At 70.4% G+C, this 18,223-nt stretch carries 18 protein-coding genes and 1 riboswitch; of the genes, 11 read left to right on the forward strand and 7 right to left on the reverse strand.

Going from position 1 to position 18,223, the window contains the following annotated elements; all coding sequences use genetic code 11:
- Nucleotides 1-8: 8 nt before the first annotated feature.
- Complete coding sequence (locus AC3ZJJ_RS14140) at nucleotides 9-233, reverse strand: PLD nuclease N-terminal domain-containing protein (RefSeq protein ID WP_489892453.1); 225 nt, start codon at nucleotides 231-233, stop codon at nucleotides 9-11.
- A 229-nt stretch (nucleotides 234-462) separates the two neighbouring features.
- Between AC3ZJJ_RS14140 and AC3ZJJ_RS14145 the strand changes: the two genes are divergently transcribed.
- Entirely contained in the window at nucleotides 463-822 is a 360-nt protein-coding gene (locus tag AC3ZJJ_RS14145) for an iron chaperone (RefSeq protein ID WP_489892454.1), read from the forward strand.
- Nucleotides 819-2,489: an alkaline phosphatase D family protein gene (locus AC3ZJJ_RS14150; RefSeq protein ID WP_489892455.1), complete on the forward strand. Its 1,671-nt coding sequence runs from the start codon at nucleotides 819-821 to the stop codon at nucleotides 2,487-2,489. The genes AC3ZJJ_RS14145 and AC3ZJJ_RS14150 overlap by 4 nt, the downstream gene beginning before the upstream one ends.
- 15 nt (nucleotides 2,490-2,504) lie before the next feature.
- On the opposite strand, the gene AC3ZJJ_RS14155 is transcribed toward AC3ZJJ_RS14150, so the two are convergent.
- Nucleotides 2,505-3,125: a hypothetical protein gene (locus tag AC3ZJJ_RS14155; protein ID WP_489892456.1), complete on the reverse strand. Its 621-nt coding sequence runs from the start codon at nucleotides 3,123-3,125 to the stop codon at nucleotides 2,505-2,507.
- 144 nt (nucleotides 3,126-3,269) lie between these two features.
- On the reverse strand, nucleotides 3,270-4,787 hold the full coding sequence (locus AC3ZJJ_RS14160) for a carboxylesterase/lipase family protein (RefSeq protein ID WP_489892457.1): 1,518 nt from the start codon (nucleotides 4,785-4,787) through the stop codon (nucleotides 3,270-3,272).
- Nucleotides 4,788-4,875: 88 nt separating this feature from the next.
- Here AC3ZJJ_RS14160 and AC3ZJJ_RS14165 point away from each other — a divergent pair, with 88 nt between their 5' ends.
- From AC3ZJJ_RS14165 to AC3ZJJ_RS14175, 3 genes are read left to right on the forward strand one after another with little or no spacing between them, the layout of a single operon-like run.
- Nucleotides 4,876-5,535 carry a DUF2238 domain-containing protein gene (locus tag AC3ZJJ_RS14165; RefSeq protein ID WP_489892458.1) on the forward strand — a complete coding sequence of 220 codons (660 nt, stop codon included), beginning with the start codon at nucleotides 4,876-4,878 and terminating at the stop codon, nucleotides 5,533-5,535.
- Nucleotides 5,532-6,269 (forward strand): glycosyltransferase family 2 protein, encoded by a 738-nt coding sequence (locus tag AC3ZJJ_RS14170; RefSeq protein ID WP_489892459.1) that lies wholly within the window; start codon nucleotides 5,532-5,534, stop codon nucleotides 6,267-6,269. The genes AC3ZJJ_RS14165 and AC3ZJJ_RS14170 overlap by 4 nt, the downstream gene beginning before the upstream one ends.
- Entirely contained in the window at nucleotides 6,266-7,120 is an 855-nt protein-coding gene (locus AC3ZJJ_RS14175) for an SDR family oxidoreductase (protein ID WP_489892460.1), read from the forward strand. The genes AC3ZJJ_RS14170 and AC3ZJJ_RS14175 overlap by 4 nt, the downstream gene beginning before the upstream one ends.
- A gap of 1 nt (nucleotide 7,121) precedes the next feature.
- On the opposite strand, the gene rraA is transcribed toward AC3ZJJ_RS14175, so the two are convergent.
- Together rraA and AC3ZJJ_RS14185 are read right to left on the reverse strand one after the other, a co-directional pair.
- Nucleotides 7,122-7,598, reverse strand: coding sequence for a ribonuclease E activity regulator RraA (gene rraA, locus AC3ZJJ_RS14180; protein ID WP_489892461.1), 477 nt, complete (start codon nucleotides 7,596-7,598; stop codon nucleotides 7,122-7,124).
- Nucleotides 7,599-7,663: 65 nt separating this feature from the next.
- Nucleotides 7,664-7,978, reverse strand: coding sequence for a DMT family transporter (locus tag AC3ZJJ_RS14185; protein ID WP_489892462.1), 315 nt, complete (start codon nucleotides 7,976-7,978; stop codon nucleotides 7,664-7,666).
- A gap of 10 nt (nucleotides 7,979-7,988) precedes the next feature.
- A riboswitch (guanidine-III (ykkC-III) riboswitch) is annotated at nucleotides 7,989-8,056 on the reverse strand.
- Nucleotides 8,057-8,200: 144 nt separating this feature from the next.
- Here AC3ZJJ_RS14185 and AC3ZJJ_RS14190 point away from each other — a divergent pair.
- Both AC3ZJJ_RS14190 and AC3ZJJ_RS14195 read left to right on the forward strand, forming a co-directional pair.
- Nucleotides 8,201-9,235: an NAD(P)-dependent alcohol dehydrogenase gene (locus tag AC3ZJJ_RS14190; RefSeq protein ID WP_489892463.1), complete on the forward strand. Its 1,035-nt coding sequence runs from the start codon at nucleotides 8,201-8,203 to the stop codon at nucleotides 9,233-9,235.
- 135 nt (nucleotides 9,236-9,370) lie between these two features.
- Nucleotides 9,371-10,021 carry a uracil-DNA glycosylase family protein gene (locus tag AC3ZJJ_RS14195; RefSeq protein ID WP_489892464.1) on the forward strand — a complete coding sequence of 217 codons (651 nt, stop codon included), beginning with the start codon at nucleotides 9,371-9,373 and terminating at the stop codon, nucleotides 10,019-10,021.
- A 9-nt stretch (nucleotides 10,022-10,030) separates the two neighbouring features.
- Here AC3ZJJ_RS14195 and AC3ZJJ_RS14200 read toward each other — a convergent pair whose 3' ends face one another.
- The gene (locus AC3ZJJ_RS14200; RefSeq protein WP_489892465.1) at nucleotides 10,031-11,527 is read right to left on the reverse strand and encodes a helix-turn-helix domain-containing protein; all 1,497 of its coding nucleotides are present in this window, start codon (nucleotides 11,525-11,527) and stop codon (nucleotides 10,031-10,033) included.
- 157 nt (nucleotides 11,528-11,684) lie between these two features.
- Here AC3ZJJ_RS14200 and aceA point away from each other — a divergent pair, with 157 nt between their 5' ends.
- The 4 genes from aceA (at nucleotide 11,685) to AC3ZJJ_RS14220 (ending at nucleotide 15,415) form a co-directional block, all read left to right on the forward strand.
- Entirely contained in the window at nucleotides 11,685-12,989 is a 1,305-nt protein-coding gene (gene aceA / locus AC3ZJJ_RS14205) for an isocitrate lyase (RefSeq protein WP_489892466.1), read from the forward strand.
- Between the two features lie 32 nt (nucleotides 12,990-13,021).
- Nucleotides 13,022-14,653, forward strand: a complete 1,632-nt coding sequence (gene aceB, locus AC3ZJJ_RS14210) for a malate synthase A (RefSeq protein ID WP_489892467.1) — start codon at nucleotides 13,022-13,024, stop codon at nucleotides 14,651-14,653.
- A 90-nt stretch (nucleotides 14,654-14,743) separates the two neighbouring features.
- Entirely contained in the window at nucleotides 14,744-14,992 is a 249-nt protein-coding gene (locus tag AC3ZJJ_RS14215; protein ID WP_489892468.1) for a hypothetical protein, read from the forward strand.
- Nucleotides 14,993-15,040: 48 nt separating this feature from the next.
- A complete protein-coding gene (locus AC3ZJJ_RS14220; protein WP_489892469.1) occupies nucleotides 15,041-15,415 on the forward strand; it encodes a VOC family protein in 375 nt (124 codons plus the stop codon).
- A gap of 4 nt (nucleotides 15,416-15,419) precedes the next feature.
- On the opposite strand, the gene AC3ZJJ_RS14225 is transcribed toward AC3ZJJ_RS14220, so the two are convergent.
- Nucleotides 15,420-18,164 carry a helix-turn-helix transcriptional regulator gene (locus tag AC3ZJJ_RS14225; protein WP_489892470.1) on the reverse strand — a complete coding sequence of 915 codons (2,745 nt, stop codon included), beginning with the start codon at nucleotides 18,162-18,164 and terminating at the stop codon, nucleotides 15,420-15,422.
- Nucleotides 18,165-18,223 lie beyond the last annotated feature (59 nt).

An 18,223-nucleotide genomic window follows, 5' to 3' on the forward strand; every position in this document is an offset into this window, starting at 1 on the left:
CGGCGTTCCTAATGCTTGCGGCCGAAGATGAAGTAGGCGGCCGGTCCCAGCGTGTTCACAAACGATGCTGCGACCCAGGCGATCTTCGGCCCGTTGACCCGGTCGGCGGGCCGGCGGACGAGGTCGCGCAACGCGAGCACCTGGAGCGAGATTTGCACGATTCCGGCAAACACCAAGCGGATCTGGTCCGCCCTACTGATCTCGGACCACTTCTTCTTAGCCTTCTTGGCCATGCTTGCTTCCCCTGCGGTTCGTTGTTGGCTCGTACCATCGAGCGTCCCGGCGACGTCCCGGGATGTCTCCATCGTAGGATCGGCCGCATCGTTCCGCCATGTCAGCTCCCCAAGTGTCCACGGAAATGCCCGCCGGGTCTACCGAACGCAGCGGGAATGCGCAAGGCTAGTCCCACGCCGACGTCGCCGCCTCGCCCGGTCTTCGCGCCGCCCAATGGAAGGACTGCCAGTGCCCCACAAGTTCGCGTCCGTCGACGAGTACATCGATTCCTTCCCCGCGGACGTGCGGCCGGTCCTCTCCGGTCTCCGCTCCGCCGTCCATGCAGCCGTGCCGGATGCGGAGGAATCCATCAGCTACGACATGCCCACCTTCGCCGTGCGCGGCAAGGCGCTGGTCTACTTCGCCGGATGGAAGCACCACGTCTCCCTGTACCCGGTCCCCCGCGCGGACGCGGACCTCGAGTCCAGGATTGCCCCGCTGCGGGCGGCCAAGGACACGGTCCGGTTCCCGCTCGGCAAACCGGTCCCCCTCGACCTTGTCGAGCGCATCGTGGCTTTTATGGCCGCCCGGCGGAGCGGCGGCGAATGACCGTGGACCGCTTCCCCCTGGTCCTCGGCCCCATGATGCGCCACGTGGACACCACCACCGCCAGCATCTGGGTGGAAACCCGGGACGCGGCCACCGTGGCGGTGCGCGCCGGTACGGATGTGTGGGAGGCGCGGACCTTTGGGGTCCACGGCCACCACTACGCGCTGGTGGAGGTCGTGGGCCTGGAACCCGGGACTGAGCGCCCCTATTCGGTGGACATCGACGGCGTCCGGGTGTGGCCCCTGGACGACGGTTTCCCGCCGCCCGTCATCGCCACGCTCGAGCCCGGCAGGCCGCTCCGGCTGGTGTTCGGTTCCTGCCGCACCAGCGTCCCGCACGACCGGAAGGGCAACCGGACACACGGCGTCGACGCCATGAGGGCATTCGCGTTGTCCCTGGCCTCAAGCGGCGACGGGGAGCGCCCGGACCTCGCCCTGCTGCTGGGGGACCAGGTCTACGCGGACTCGACGAGCAACGAGATGCGCGAGTTCATCCGGGGCCGGCGCGACATCCGCCAGCCGCCCGGGCCGGAACTCAAGGACTACGAGGAGTACGCGCACCTGTACGAGTTGGCGTGGTCGGACCCGGCCAACCGGTGGCTGCTCTCCACCATGCCCACCGCGATGATCTTCGACGACCACGACATCCGCGACGACTGGAACGCATCGATGTCGTGGAGGAAGGAGATGGCGAAGACGTCGTGGTGGCACGGACGCATCGTCTCCGGCCTCGCCGCCTACTGGGTGTACCAACACCTGGGAAACCTCTCGCCCGCGGAGCGGGCGCGGGACGAGATCTGGCGCGCGATCGCGGCCCACGACGGGCCCGGCGAACCCGACGTCGGGCCGGTCTTGGACGCGTTCGCCGAACGGGTCGACCGCCAGCCGTCCTCCTACCGCTGGAGCTATTCCCGCGACTTCGACGACGTGCGACTGGTGATGCTCGACTCCCGGGCGTCCCGCGAGCTGGAACCCGGTGCGCGCGCGCTGCTGGATCCACAGGAGATGGACTGGCTCGACGGCAAGATGCGGGGCGGATTTCGCCATGTGCTGGTCGGGACGTCCCTCCCGTTCCTGCTGCCCATGGGGCTGCACCACCTTGAGTCCTGGGACGAGGCGGTCTCCAACGGGGCCTGGGGATCGGCTGCCGCCTGGGTCGGCGAGCGGCTGCGCCGCACCTTCGACCTCGAGCACTGGGGCGCCTTCCAGAACAGCTTCCACGAGGTCGCCGCCATGGCCGTGGACGTCGCGGACGGGCGCCGCGGCCCCGCTCCCGAGTCCGTCCTCTTCCTGTCCGGCGACGTCCATTTCTCCTACGTTTCCGAGGTCAAGCGGGAGTCGGGGAGCCGAATCCTCCAGGCCGTCTGCTCGCCCGTGCGGAACCCCCTGCCGCGGGCCATGCGCTACTTCGCGGCCGCCATGGCCTACGGGCCGGCCACGCTGGTGGGCACCCTGATGGCGCACTCGGCGAAGGTCCCGAATCCGCCGTTCTCCTGGGCCGGGATCGAGGGGCCGTGGTTCGACAACAACCTGGCCACTCTGGAGGTGACACCCACGGGCCTGCGCCTGAAGTGGGAGACGGGCGTGGTGGAGGGCGGCGACGACGCCGACCCGCGGCTGGAACGTGTCGCCGGCGTCGTCCTGCAGGCGCGCGCCGTGGAGGCCTGACCGGCCCCGGCCAGGTCAGCGGGCGAGGCCTGCCCGGTCCACCCGGCGATGGAAGCGCATCCCTGCCAGGCCGCCGAGGATGGCGCCGACCAGGGCGATGGCGGCGGCGACCAGCACCACGATCAGGGCCGGCCCTCCGAAGTCGCCAATGGGCGGCAGCTGCGGGAAGCCGTTGACCTGCCCCACGATGTTAAAGCGGTCGCCGGCGACAAAGGCCAGCCCGGTCGCCAGCAGTGAAACGACCAGACCCCAGGACCACACGGCCACGCCCTGCTTCAGGCCGCTGAAGCGCGCCATCCTGCCGGCCACGTAACCGCCGCAGAAGTAGGAGACGAACACGATCAGCGCGAGCACCACAATCCCGACGAGCGCCGACGCCTGGGGATTCCGCGTCACCTGGTCCGTCACGTCGGAGATGTTCACCGAGCCGGTGGCCGCCCCCAGCGCGGCGGCGATGGCGGTGAGGATGACGGCCGTCCCGGTGGCGGTGAGCCACCCGAAGAAGGCGCAGCCCACCTTGACGCCGCCGAATTCCTCCTTCTCGCGCCGCGGGGCTCCGTCGCGGTCACGACCACTGTCACGACCGACGATCGGACCGCTGGCGGTCGCCACGGCGTCGGTGTCCTCCTGTGGCACGTATGGCCTGCTCCGCGAGAAACTTTCGGTGTCGGGGCTGTCCGTGGTCGAGAACCTGGTTGTCTTGGGGCCCGTGTCCCCGGTCCCGGGTGTCGGCGGCCGCGTCGACTCGTCGCTGGTGCTCATCATGGTCTCCTCTGCTCGCTAGTAGTACCCACGGTAGTCACCCCACGCAAGCCGACGGATCCGCCACGGGTCCTCCTCCACCCGGTCCTCGGTGTCGAACACCCGAACCCTGCGGTCCCGTTCGTCGAAACGCGGCCAGTCGGCGCCCGGATCGCCGGTGAGCGCGAAGGACAACAGGGCGCCCTGGTAGCGCAGGCCCAGGTGGTGCGCCGCGTCCCGACCGCCAGTCATCGTGAAGAAGCGCCCGGCATCGGCGTCGAAATTGCCGAAGAGCGCGGGGACGTCCGTGCCGTGGCCGCCCGCCAGCCCGATGCGGCGCAGCATCGGCGTCTCGAAGTCGTACCTGTAGTTCCACACCGGGGCGTGGCGCGAGTGGCCCTCCGCCACCTGTGTGGTGGGGTGCCAAAAGATCGCATCCCCGGCCAGATCCACCAGGGTCCCGCCGGCCGGATAGTCCGGGTACCCTGCCAGCACACGGGCCCGCGCGTCCGGGTCGGCGCGCTCGAACATCCGCTCCATCCGCGCCGGCGTGGTCGGCAGCAGGTTCATAAACCGGAAGAGCGCGCCCTCCTTCACCGTGGTGCCGACGACCAGCGGAACGCGGTGCGCCGTGCCGTCCCGGAAGGCGTCGACGGGATAGGACGGGAGCAGGTCGCCGTCGACCACGGGCGAACAGACCAGGGTGCCGGGATCGTTGGCGGGGCCCAGCCGGCGGGTCAGCCGATACATGGCATCGATCAGCTTCGGCCACCGCAGGGCCACCAGCGCGTCCGCCGCCTGGGACGAGTCCAGGCCCAGGATCCCGACGAGGTCCCTGGCCCAGCCCGCGTGGCGCTCGCGGGCGTACACGGACCCCGGGAACGGGCTGAGCGCGAACGCCCGGTGGAACAGTCCTTGCGCGGACGGGACCGCCATCAGGGTCACCACCGACGTCGCGCCGGCCGACTGTCCAAAGATCGTGACGTTTCCCGGGTCGCCCCCGAACGCCTCGATGTTGTCCCGGACCCACTCCAGGGCCGCGATCTGGTCCCGCAGGCCCACGTTCGCCTCGAAGGGGTGCCGGGCGTTGGCGTACCTGGTGACATCGAGGAACCCCAGCCCGCCCACCCTGTAGTTCGGCGACACGTAGACCACCTCGCCCTCGCGGGCGATCCGGTCCCCCGCGTAGAGCGGCGTGGCAGGGGACCCCATGGTGAATCCGCCGCCCGCGAAACACACGATGACGGGCAACGGCGCGCCGGACAGGTCCGCCGGAGCGCTGACGTTCAGGCTGAGGCAGTCCTCACTGGCCGGGTGGCGGGCCCGCCCGAAGGCGATGAAGCCGCTGTTCTGGGGCGGCGCGTCGCCGAACTCGAAGGCATCCCGGGTGCGGGTCCACGGCGCGACGGGCATCGGCGAGCGGAACCGCAACCCGCCCTCCGGCGCCTGTGCGAACGGGATGCCACGCCAGGTGCGGACGCCCCCCAGCAGCCTGCCCCGAACGGGGCCCGCCATGGTTCCCACGGTCAGTCCGACTTCCGCAACGGCCCTTTTCACAGCGGTTCCCCTCGCCAGATCATTGCCTGTACGAAGATGATGGCACCGGCTGCGCATGGGCGGAAGACAAGGCGGCTACCGTTGAGCCATGACCAGTCGCCCCAGCGTTCCCGCCCAACCGGATCCGGCGGACTCGCTGCTCCTGGCGCCGCCCGGGGCCCCCGATGGCGCGGACCCCGCAGGCGGGGCGCTGGCCCGCTTCCGGTGGGCGCCGGCCGACGTCGGGCGGGCCGCCGGCCTGCTGGCGATTCCGGCGGCGTGGACGGTGGCGGGTCCGGTGTCCGCATCGGTGATGTTCCTGGTGTTCGGCGGCCAATGGGCCCTGCGGTACTACTCGCGCGGGACGTTCGCCGACGTCTTCGGCCAGCTCCTGCTGCTCGGGTCGGGGTGGTCCAGCGTGGTCGGGGCCTACGCCACGGTTCCCGGACTGGACCTGGCGGCGCACTTCGCCACCACCGTGGTCCTCACATCGCTGGCGTGGGACATGCTGGCGCACCACCGACTGGTGGCCCCCGCCCCGGCCGGGCGGCGACGCCTCCGCGCCGGCGCCGTGCTGTCTGCCACGGCGGTCGGCACGTTGCTCGGTGTCCTCTGGGAAGTCGGCGAATGGGTGGGCTACGAGTTCCTCTCGCCGGAGATCGGCGTGGGCTACCGGGACACCATCGGCGACCTCGCCGCGGCGGTCGCCGGGGCGCTTGTGGGCGCCGTCGCATCCACCCGGCCGCGCCGCGCGGGAGCGGGAACATGACCCGGCTCTGTGTTGTTGTTCCCGTGCTGGACGACGCCGAACACCTCGCCGTCCTGCTGCGCCTGCTCGCCCGCCAGACGCGCCCGGCGGACCACATCGTGGTGGTGGACAACGGATCCTCGGACGGCGGGGCGGAGCTCGCGCGGCGCGCCGGAGCCCTTGTGGTGGAGGAGCCGGTGCGCGGCATTCCCGCGGCCGCGGCGCGCGGCTACGACGCGGCCGACGGCGACGTGGTGGTGCGGTGCGACGCCGACACCCGTCCGCCCGCGGACTGGCTGGAGCGCATCGCCGCCACCTTCGAGGCCGACCCCGCACTGGACGCGGTGACCGGCCCGGGCACGTTCTACGACCTGCCGCGCTGGTGGGGCGGTCCCGCCGCCCTCCTCTACGCGGCCGGCTATTTCCTGGGCGCGGGCAGCGGCATCGCGCGTGTTCCGCTCTGGGGGTCCAACATGGCGTTCCGGCGCCGGGTGTGGGACCAGGCGGGCCCCTCGGTCGCGCGCGGCCGGCAGGACGTGCACGACGATTTGGACTTCAGCTGCCGTCTGGGGCCGGACGCCCGGGTCAGGTTCGATCCGAGGCTGCGCGTGGGCGTGGCCGGGCGCATGTTCCACAACCGCCGCGCGGCGGCGCGCCGCCTGAACCTGGCCATGCGCACGCTCCGGCTGAACTGGGCGGACCTGGGCCCGGGCGGTCGCTGGGTTGCACGACTACGAAGGGAACCACGGGCATGAACGTCCTGATCGCCGGTTGCGGCGACCTCGGCACGGAGGCGGGCCTTCGCTTCGCGGCCGCCGGGCACACCGTCACCGGCTGGCGCCGCGACCCGTCACGGTTGCCCGCGCCCATCGCGGGGGTCCCCGTCGACCTGACCGGCGAGCTGCCGCCAATTCCGCCGGGAACCGGGGTACTCGTCTACACTCCGGCGGCCGGGGAACGTTCCGAGGAGGCCTATCGCAGAACGTACGTCGACGGCCTCGCCAACGTCCTCGACGCGCTGGAGCGCGACGGTTCCGATCGCGGCGGCGCCGGGCGCGTGCGCGTCCTCTTTGTCTCCTCGACCACGGTCTACGGCGACGCGGCCGGCGGTACCGTGGACGAGGACACGCCCCCGGCCCCGGCGTCCGCCACCGGGACCATCATGGTGGAGGCCGAACGCCTCCTGCGCGCACGCCGGCCCGATGGCATCGTCCTGCGGCTCTCCGGCATCTACGGGCCGGGTCGCACCCGCCTGATCGATACGCTCAAGCGCGGGACCGCCGTGGTCCCCTCGGCTCCACACCCCACCAACCGCATCCACCGGGACGACGCGGCCGCCGCGATCGTCCACCTGACCACCTCGGTTCGGGATCCGGCACCGGTCTATGTCGGGGTGGACAACGAGCCGGCGGAACTCGGAGACGTGCTCCGGTTCCTCGCCGCCGAACTGGGGCTGGCCGAGCCCCCCGTCGGAGACTCGGACACAACGCGCGGCGGGAACCGCCGGCTGTCCAATGCCCGCCTCCGGGACGCCGGCTTCCGGTTCGCGTACCCGACGTACCGCGAGGGCTACCGGGCGATGCTGGCGGGGACGTCCGGAGACTGACTCAGCGCTCCACGAGGATGCCGTCCGGGTCGCAATAGACCATTGCGCCCGGACGGATCGTCACGCCGTCCAGGACAAGGACGACGTCGGTCTCGCCGGCGCCCGTCTTGGCGCTCTTGCGGGGGTTGCTTCCGAGCGCCTTCACGCCCAGGGGAAGCTTCGCGATGGCCTCGCGGTCGCGGATCGCGCCGTGGAACACCGCCCCCGCCCAGCCGTTCTCGACGGCGGACTCCGCAATCATGTCGCCCATCAGCGCCGTGGCCAGCGAGCCGCCGCCGTCGACCACAAGAACCGCGCCCGCACCGGGCGTCGCAAGCACGGCCTTGACCAGGGCGTTGTCCTGAAAACAGCGGATCGTGCGCGCCGGACCGCTGAAGTGCGTCCGCGCACCAAGGGACTGGAATTGGATCGAGACGGATTGGAGGCTCTCCCCCAGCTCGTCGTAGAGGTCGGCGGTCTTGAGGTCTTCGGCAGGCATGCGCGGTCCCTTCGCTGGTGTGTTCCACACTGGAGACTAGCGCAGGGACTTAGGGGACCAGCGGACTAGTGCAGGGACTTCAACCCCACGACGCCGCCGACGATCATCGCCAGGAACAGGACCTTGAGGAGCGAAATGGATTCCGTGCCCGTGGCCATGGCGTAGACCACCGTGAGGACCGCGCCGATCCCGACCCACACCGCGTACGAGGTCCCGAGGGGAAGTTCCCGCATGGCGTAGGCGAGCCCGCCCATGCTCAGGACCAGCGCCACGCCGAACACGACGGTCGGAACGGGACGGCTGAAACCCTCGGACTTGCCCAGGGCGGTCGCCCACACGGCCTCGAGGACGCCGGAAAGAATCAAAACAAGCCACGACATGTCAATCTCCCACGGGCCGTCTTGTCGCACACCGGGTACGGCACCCATCGTCCGGGAGACCAATTTTTTGGGCTCATCTCCAAGATCGCACGCCCTACTGGCCGCGGCAACCGGGCGACTGGTGAAATCCGCCACCATCGACCGCCCGCGGCAAGGGTGTCCGCCCGGCCGGAGCTCCCATAGGGTGGGCCGCAGGCGCATCCCACGGCGAAGGAGCGGACCATGAAGGCTTTGCAGTACCGCAGCATCGGCGCGGCACCGGAGGTCGTCGAGATCGAAACCCCGGAGCCCGGCCCCGGCCAGGTCCGGATCAAGGTCACCGCGGCGGGTGTGTGCCACTCCGACGCCTTTATCATGGGCCTACCCGAGGAGCACTACACCTACGGCCTCCCGCTGACGCTGGGCCACGAGGGGGCCGGCCTGGTGGACAAGCTCGGCGAGGGCGTCAAGGGGCTTGCTCCCGGGGACCCTGTGGCCGTCTACGGCCCGTGGGGCTGCGGCTATTGCTATCCGTGTTCCCAGGGCAAGGAAAACTACTGCGAACGCGCGGCCGAGCAGGGCATCGCCCCTCCCGGGCTGGGGTCGCCCGGCGCCATGGCCGAATACCTGATTGTGGACAACGCCAGGCACCTCGTCCCGCTGGGGGACCTGGACCCGGTCAGGAACGTGTCCCTCACGGACGCCGGGCTGACGCCGTACCACGCCATCAAACCCTCGCTGGGCAAACTCGTTCCGGGCGCCACCGCTGTCGTCATCGGCGCCGGCGGACTCGGGCACGTGGCGATCCAGATCCTCCGCGCCACCACGGGGGCCACCGTCGTCGCACTCGACGTCAGTGAGGACAAGCTGGGGCTCGCCCGCGACGTGGGCGCCCACCACACCTTCGGATCCACGCCGGCGGCCGCCGGGATGGTCAAGGAACTGACGGGCGGCAAAGGCGCCCATGCCGTCTTCGACTTCGTCGGCATTGAAGCGACCATGGCGATCGGAGCAGCCATGATCCGTGCGGAGGGCGACCAGGTGATCGTGGGCGTCGGTAGCGGATCGCTTCCCGTCGGCATGCTGGACAGGCCCTTCGAATCCACGATCCGCGCTCCGTACTGGGGCTCGCGGTCCGAACTCTTCGAGGTGCTGGACCTGGCCCGGAGCGGCCTGATCCATGTGGAGACCGAGGTCTTTCCCCTCGACGAGGCCCCCATGGCCTACGAGAGGTTGCACGCGGGGACCCTGCGCGGACGCGCGGTCATCGTCCCCTGACCTGAGCCGGGGCTACGCGGAGTGCGACGCGGACAAGGCCTCCCCCGGCTCCCTCGACGCGCGCAACTGACGCCGTGCCGCCGCGACCGATAGAGTCGGGGTAACGGAAGCTCGTCTAGGCACATGGAGTGAACGATGCGGAAGATGGACTCGCCCGAATACCAGGCGGAGCAGTTGGCCAAGATCCACGACGAGAACATCGAACCCGTCACGCAATTGTGCGAACAATTGCGCGAGCGCCGGCCGGAGTCCGGCCTCCCGTACATCGACCCCGTCCACGACGTCGACGAGGCCCGCATCATCAGCCTCCTTGTCGCGCCCGGCGCCGGTGCCGCCTCGGGCTTCCTGTCGCTGGAGAACGACGACGACACTGCGGCCCGACTTGCCGAGGTCTACGAGGCGGCCGGCCTGCAGCCGCGCCACGCGATCCCCTGGAACGCGTTTCCGTGGGAGCTGCCGGACGGGCAGAAGTTCGTGCTGACCCCGGAACAGGTGCACGACGGCGTGCGGCCGCTGCGCCAGTTCCTCGATGTGGTCTACCGCGCGTCGGCGATCGTCGCCCACGGCAGCGGGGCCCACAAGGTGATGGCCGCCTTCTCCAAATCGGGCGGCGACCGCATCCTGCGCGAGCGGGTCATCAAGGTCTACAAGGTCGATTCGCCCGGGCCGATGGGATCCGTGGGCTCGGCTGCCCACAAGAGCAAGAAGTTCGACGAGATGGTCGCGGCGTACGTCGACGCCATGGGCGGTGTGGGAATCCCCTCCAACCCGCAGCCCCGGGACTAGCCGGAGCCGCTAGCCCCCGTGTGACTCGAGGAACTGGTAAACCTCCGTCTCGTCCACGCCGGGAAACGCGCCGGGAGGCATGGCGGCGAGCAGGTGCGAATTGGCGCGGGCCGCCGGCCAGGCGTTGCCGGCCCACTGCCGCGCCAACCCGACCGGCGGACGCCGGCAGCACGATTCGTCCGGGCAGCGGGAGGTGGACCGCTCCGTCGTGTCCCTCCCGCGGAACCACTTGACGTGCTGGAACGGCACGCCGATGCTCAGGGAATAGGTGCCCGACGAGTGCCGCTCCGTGCGCGCCGTGCACCAGTACGTGCCCACGGCCGTGTCCGTGTACTGGTTGTAGGCCCGGAACTTGTCCTCGACGTCGAACACCTCGCGGCTGGTCCAGTACCGGCAGACCGGCTGCCCCTCGATGGCCCCGGTGTGGTCCGCGGGGAAGTTCACTCCGTCGTTCTCGTAGGCCTTGTGGATGATGCCCGACTCGTGGACCTTCTGGAAGTGCGTGGTGATGCCGAGGTGTTCCGTGGCGAGGTTCGTGAACCGGTGCGCGGCCGACTCGTAGGACACGGCGTAGGCGTCGCGCAGGTCCTCGATCGCCAGTTCCTTCGCGTTCTTGGCCTGCGTCAGGAACTCGACGGTCGAGCGCTCGGGCATCAGTAGCGCCGCCGCGAAATAGTTCGTGTAGACGCGCTGTCGCAGGAACTCCGAGTAGTCGGCGGGCGTCTGGTGCCCCAGCACGTAGTGGCCGACCGCCTGCAGGAGCACCGATCGGGGGTCGTGCTCCTCCCTCTGTGACTGGGTGAGGTAAATTCTGCGGTTCTTCAGGTCCGTCACCGACCGGGTGGAGTGGGGCAGATCGCCGACAAAACGGAGGCCGAACCCCAGGTGCTCGGCGATGTCCGCGGCCACGTGGTGGGACAGCGGGCCCGCGCCGTGGTCCACGGCGTCGAGGAGCTCCTGCGCCTGGCGCTCCAGGTCCGGGTAGTAGTTGTTCTTTTCGCGCATCTCCGAGCGGATTTCGGTATTCGCCCGCCGCGCCTCCTCCGGCGTCGCCGCCTGCTCGTCGAGGCGTCGCTCAAGCTCGTTCTGCAGGCCCACGAGGGACTCAAGCACGTCCATCGGCAACCGCGAGGAGACGCGGACCTTGGGCAGTCCCAGCGACCCGTACAGGGGCCCGCGCTGTGCGCGCTCCAGCTCGATCTCCAGGGCCGCGCGGCGGGTGGGCGGCTCCGCGCCGAGCAGCTCGTCCAGGCTGGTCCCGAGCGCCGCGGCGAGCTGCTTGAGCAGGCTCAGCTTGGGTTCCCGCTTGCCGTTCTCGATGAGCGAGAGCTGCGAGGGCGCCGTGCCCACCGCCTCCCCCAACCCGTCCAGCGTTAGCCCCTTGGCCTTGCGCAGGTGGCGCACGCGGCGGCCGAGGGCGATCACGTCCAGGTCGGCGTCGTTTGCGGCGCGCGCGGACGTTTCAGCGGCCGCCTTCCGGGGGCGGTTCCAACTCGATGTGGGCATTTCTTAACTTTATGCGAAGAAGTGCGAATCTTTCCATAGGTTGGCTCTAGTTTGCATGTGGGAAGTGCCGGATTGTTGTTTCCACGAAGAAGAACGCCGGAAGCCGGGCACCGTCGCCAGGCACCACCAGCCGGCCGACGCACACGAGGAGAACACCATGACCGAGAACCAGAACCCCACCGCATCCCGCGAAGAGGCACTGGAGCTGGAGTGGAAGGCCAACCCCCGCTGGGAGGGAACCACCCGCGACTACTCAGCCTCCGACGTCGTCCGCCTCCAGGGCCGGGTCCAGGAGGAGCACACCCTGGCCCGCCGCGGATCCGAGAAGCTGTGGGACCAGCTGACCGGTGAAGCCGCGACCGGGGGCTACACGAACGCCCTTGGCGCCCTCACCGGCAACCAGGCCGTCCAGCAGGTCAAGGCCGGCCTCCGCGCCATCTACCTTTCCGGCTGGCAGGTCGCCGCCGACGCCAACCTCTCCGGCCAGACCTACCCCGACCAGTCCCTGTACCCCGCGAACTCCGTTCCGCAGGTTGTCCGCCGCATCAACAACGCGCTGCTGCGGGCCGACCAGATCGAGTTTTCCGAGGGCATCCAGACCGTCGAGGACTGGATGGTGCCGATCGTCGCCGACGCCGAGGCCGGCTTCGGCGGCCCGCTGAACGCCTACGAACTGATGAAGTCCATGATCGCCGCCGGCGCCGCGGGCGTGCACTGGGAGGACCAGCTCGCCTCGGAGAAGAAGTGCGGCCACCTCGGCGGCAAGGTGCTGATCCCCACCCAGCAGCACGTGCGCACGCTGAACGCGGCGCGGCTGGCGGCCGACGTCTCCAACACGCCGTCGGTCGTCATCGCCCGGACGGACGCCGAGGCGGCCACGCTGATCACCTCCGACGTCGACGAGCGGGACCAGCGGTTCATCACCGGCGAGCGCACCGCGGAGGGCTTCTACAAGGTCCGCAACGGGATCGAGCCCTGCATCGCGCGCGCCAAGGCCTACGCGCCCTACTCCGACCTCATTTGGATGGAGACCGGCACGCCGGACCTGGAGCTGGCCCGCACGTTCGCCGAGGCCGTCAAGTCGGAGTTCCCGGACCAGATGCTCTCCTACAACTGCTCGCCGTCGTTCAACTGGCGCAAGCACCTGGACGACGCCACCATCGCGAAGTTCCAGCGTGAACTCGGGGCCATGGGCTTCACGTTCCAGTTCATCACCCTGGCCGGCTTCCACGCCCTCAACCACTCGATGTTCGACCTCGCGCAGGGCTACGCCGAGTCCGGGATGAGCGCCTACGTCGAACTCCAGGAACGCGAGTTCGCCTCCGAGTCCCGCGGATACACCGCAACCAAGCACCAGCGCGAAGTCGGCACCGGCTACTTCGACAAGATCGCCACCGCCCTGAACCCCGGCGGCAGCACCCTCGCCCTCGTGGGATCCACCGAAGAGGGCCAGTTTCACTAACCAGCTTTTTTGACCAGCAAGGAGTTTGAGCCATGAACGATCCCATCACCCTCAACGGAATCACCCTCACCGCGTCCCCCGTGTGCCGGCAGGAGGAGATCCTGACGCCCCAGGCGCTGGACTTCCTCGCCACCCTGCACCGGGCGTTCGACGGACGGCGTCGGGAGCTGCTCCAGGCCCGCGCGGTCCGCACGCAGCGGATCGCCAACGGCTCGGACCCCCGCTTTCTTCCCGAGACCAGGAGCATCCGCGAGGACCGCGACTGGCGCGTGGCGCCCATCGCCCCGGGGCTCGAGGACCGGCGCGTGGAGATCACGGGCCCGACGGACCGCAAGATGACGATCAACGCCCTGAACTCCGGGGCCAAGGTCTGGCTGGCGGACCTTGAGGACTCGAACACCCCCACGTGGCGCAACGTCGTCAAGGGGCAGCTGAACCTTCGGGCCGTGCTGGACCGGACCATCGACTTCACGTCACCCGAGGGCAAGGAGTACAGGCTGACGGGTCAAACGCTGACCGACCTGCCGACCATCGTGGTCCGGCCGCGCGGCTGGCACCTGCCGGAGAAGCACCTCCTGGTGGCCGGCGAGCCGATCTCCGGCGCGCTCGTGGACTTCGGGCTGCACTTCTTCCACAACGCCCGGCGGCTCATCAGCCAGGGCCGCGGCCCGTACTTCTATCTGCCGAAGACCGAGAACCACCTGGAGGCCCGCCTGTGGAACGACGTTTTTGTGCTGGCGCAGGACACGCTCGGCATCCCGCAGGGCACCATCCGTGCGACGGTGCTGATCGAGACCATCACCGCGGCGTTCGAAATGGAGGAGATCCTCTACGAACTGCGGGACCACGCGGCCGGCCTGAACGCCGGGCGCTGGGACTACATCTTCTCGGTGATCAAGAACTTCCGTAACCGCGGGCCCCGCTACGTGCTGCCCGACCGCTCCATGGTCACCATGACCGCCCCGTTTATGCGGGCGTACACGGAGCAGCTGGTCCGGGCATGCCACCGCCGCGGGGCCATGGCGATCGGCGGAATGTCCGCCTTCATCCCCAACCGCCGCGACGAGGCCGCGAACGCGGTCGCGTTCGAGAAGGTCACCGCGGACAAGACCCGCGAGGCCAACGACGGGTTCGACGGCTCCTGGGTGGCCCACCCGGACCTGGTCCCCGTGGCCCGGGAGGTGTTCGACGCGGTGCTGGGCGACCGCCCCAACCAGCTCGACCGCCAGCGCGAGGATGTTGTGCCCGACGACCGCGCGCTGCTGGACATCGCCGGGACGCCGGGGCTCATTACGGAGGCCGGCATCCGCACCAACATCGAGATCGGCGTCCGCTACATCGAGTCGTGGCTCCGCGGCAACGGCGCGGTGGCCCTGCAAAACCTGATGGAGGACGCCGCCACCGCGGAGATCTCCCGCTCGCAGATCTGGCAGTGGATCCGCCAGTCGGCGGTCACCGACCACGGCGACCTGGTCACCCGCCACTGGGTGGAGGAGCTGGTCGACGCCGAGTTCTCCAAGATGGAGCGCTTCGAGGGCGACCGGTTCGAGGACGCCAGGGAGATCTTCGAGGAGTGCGCCCTGACGGACGAATACCCGGAGTTCCTGACGATCCCGGCCTACGAGCGATTCCTGTGCGAGTCGAAGGACTACCAGCGGGCCTGACCGGCATCGCCGGAAACCCGACCGCCGCCCCTCTTGGGTGGCGGTCGGGACCGGCATACTGTGGTTGCACCGACGAGCAGGAGGTACACGGTGGGCAAGAACCCGGGGCAGGACGCATCCGAATCCGCGGTGTCGGAGCCGCTCGACGACGCCGACGCGGCCGCCCTGGAACAGGGCGTGATCGACCTGGACGACGCGCGGACCGCCGCCCTGGAACCCGGGGGCGGTGGACCGCCCGGCCTCGACAGCGAGCGGCCGGTGGTCCTGGAGGACCGCCGCGACGACAGGGACGACGACACGCCCGATGTAGAGGAGCCGCTTGACCCGCGCGATGCCTGAGGCCGCCCGGCCTACCGCAGTGGCCGGAGAGCGTCTATGTTGTCGCGCATGGACATGAAACTCGAGCTTGTGCCCGTGCCGGTGACCGACGTCGACCGGGCAAAAAAATTCTATGTGGAGCAGGTGGGCTTCGTCGCCGACCACGACCACAGGGTCTCGCCCGAACTGCGCTTTGTGCAGCTGACCCCGCCGGGGTCGGCGTGCTCGGTGTGTATCGGCGAGGGCATCACGGACATGGAGCCGGGGACGCAGAAGGGCCTCCAGATGGTCATCGACGACGCCGAGGCCGCCCGGGCGGAGTTGCTCTCCCGCGGTGTGGACGTCAGCGAGGTGGATGTCCAGTCGTGGGGGCATTTCCTCTACTTTGCGGACCCGGACGGCAACACCTGGGCGCTGCAGCAGATGCCGCCGAGGGCGGGGTAGCGGGTCAGTCCGCCCGGCCCGAGTCCCGGTAGCGCGCCGCGAGTTCGCCGCGCGATCCCACGCCCAGCTTCTCGTAGGCGTGGGTCAGGTGGTACTGGACGGTCTTGACGCTGATGTAGAGCTCCTCGGCGGCCTGTTTGTTGCTGGCGCCGCCGGCGACGAGCCTGGCGACGGCCCGCTCCTGCGGTGTGAGCACCCTCAGATCCGCGGCGTCCCGGCGGGACACGCTGGTGCCGGCGGCCTGCAGCTCGCGCTCGCAACGCTCCACGTAGGTGGCCGCGCCGAGGGCGGCGAAGTCGGCGCGGGCCGCGGTCAGCACCGCCGCGGCCTCGCGCCGCTTGCCCGCCCTCCGCATCGTCTGCCCGTATGCGAAGTCCACCCGCGCCCGGTCGTAGGGAAGGTGGAGCCCCGCAAGCTGCGCGCGGCCGGCCTCGAACGCCGCCCTCGCGGCATCTGTGTTTCCCTCGGCGCCGTGGATGCGGCCGCGGACGTAGGCCATCCGGGCGATGCCGGAGCGGTGCCCCCGCTCCGCCGCCAACACTTCGAGCGGGCGCAGGAACGCGGACGCCTCGTCCACGCGGTCCTTCATGACCAGGGCGTTCGCGTAGACGTCCTGCCAGGGCCAGAATCCGGGCTCGTCGAGCCCCGCCGTGCGGTCCAGCGACAGGAGGGGCTCCAGGGCAAGGATGACGGCGTCGTAGTCCGTCCGGGCCTCGGCCGCGTTGGCCATGGCAAGACGGCCGGGAACCAGCATGATCGGGTAGTTCTCCGCCGTGGCCCGGCCGCGCTCCAAGTGCTCGGCGGCCGCGTCCCAGTCGCCCCGCATCGCGTGGATCTGGGTGAGCGTCCAGTGCAGCAGGGGCCGGACCAGTTCCATGCCCACCCGTTCCTGCAGGACCACCGCCTCCCGAGCGGTGCGCAGCGCCTGGTCCCAGCGGCCCACGCCGAACTCGGCCCGCGCCAGCCAGGCCCTGGCCCACAGCGAGATGCGGTAGGAACCGTCGCTGAAGTCCGTGGAGACCGCGGCGGCCAGTTCCTCGCGCGCGCTCTCGTGACGGTCGGTCGCAACGTGGAGCCAGCCCATTCCCATGCGGACGCGCTGGGCCTGCGCGCCCAGGTCCCGGCGCTCGTTCAGCGCCGCGTAGCAGGCCTCCGCCTCTGCGATCCTGCCCATGGCGCCGAGGCCCAGGCCGCGGATGGCCTGGGACTCGATGAACGCCGGGCTCTCCGGATCCGCGAGGGCACCGGCCTGGTCGACCCAGTGGACCAGTTCCGGCCCGTCGATCCGCGACAGGGCGTGGAGCACCCGCCGTTGGGCGATGGTGGCGCGGATGTCCGGCCCGTCCCCGGCGCTCGACGCGTCCCACGCGCTGGCCAGCTTGGCCTCCGCGACGCCGCTGCGTCCCTGGAGAATGGCAATGTAGCCGGACACCGCATCGCGCAGCGCGCTGGGCGCGAAGGCGCCGAGCTCGTCCGCGTGCGCCAGCGCGCGCGGAAGCTCGCCGGCCGCGACCATGGCGTCGATGGCCCGCAACAGCCTGGTCTCCCGCCCCTCGGTCGTGGGGAACAGTCGACCCGCCGTATAGAGCGCGTCCGCTGCGTTCTGCCACGCGCCCGACTCGGCCTGGCAGGCGGCGTGGTCCTCCAACTCGGCGGCAAGGGACGCGTCCGGAAGGATGCAGGCGGCGGCTCGGTGCCGCAGCTTCTGGCCGGGGTTCTCGATCCGCTGGGCCGCCGCCAGGTGCAGCTCCACCCTCCGTGAGACCGGCATGTGGTGGTACACCGCGGCCCGGTCCACGGGACTGGCGAAGGCGAGGGACAGCGACCCCGACCCTCCGCCGACCCGCAGCAGCCCGGCGTCGACGGCCTCCTCCAGCGGGCCGAGCGGATCCCCGATGCCCGCCAACGCCGCCGCGTCGGCCAGCCGCGACGTGAGCCCCAGGACGGCGGCCGCCTCCGCCAAGGCGCGCGCGCCGCCGCCCGCGCCGGCAAGCCGGGCTCCGGCGGTCTCCGAGAGCGCGGCCGGGGCGGGCAGCTCCGGTTGCCACCGCGTCCACGTCTCCGGCGGGAACTCCCGCAGCAGCCCGAGAACGTGCCGCGGGTTCCCGCCCGTGTGGCCGGCCAGCCGGTGCGCGGTCGCCGCCGAGAGCTCGACCCCCACATGCTTGAGCGCCAGCGCGCGCACCGCCGTCCCATCGAGAGGGCCGACCGCCACAACCGTCCCCCGTCCGCCGTTGTGGAGCTCCCGGGCGCCGGCGGGAAGCAGGTGCGATTCCTCGTCGCCGACCGTGACCAGGACCAGCAGCCTCTGGTCCGCCAGCCTGCGGACGGCGAACAGCAGGGCCCTCAACGTGACCTCGTCCACCCACTGCAGGTCCTCCACCAGGACGACGCCGGCCCGGTCGGGATGGGCGCGGAAAGCAGCCAAGAGCCGTTCGCCCGCGGCGCATCCGGACGCCGCCGCCTCTCGCGTGGACGGGTCCCGATCGGCGTCGCCGGGACCCAGCAGCTGGCGCAGGACACCGCCGTCGCACTCCGTTTCCCATGCGGCGCCGCTGCCGCAACGCATGGCGAGGCCGGGATGTCCGGCCAAGAATGCGTCGACCAGCGCGGACTTGCCGATGCCGGATGGGCCCCGGACCACCGCGAACCGCGGCCGTCCGGAGGCCGCGGCCTCCAACAGGCCGTTGAGGAGCGCGAGTTCGCGCTCCCTGCCCTCCACCATGCCCTCTGCGCCATTGCCGGTCATGAGCATCAACCCTAGCCGCAGGCGGGCAACGACGCCCGGCACGGTTCGGTCGGATCCTG

The organism is Arthrobacter sp. AOP29-A2-19 (genome assembly GCF_058138025.1).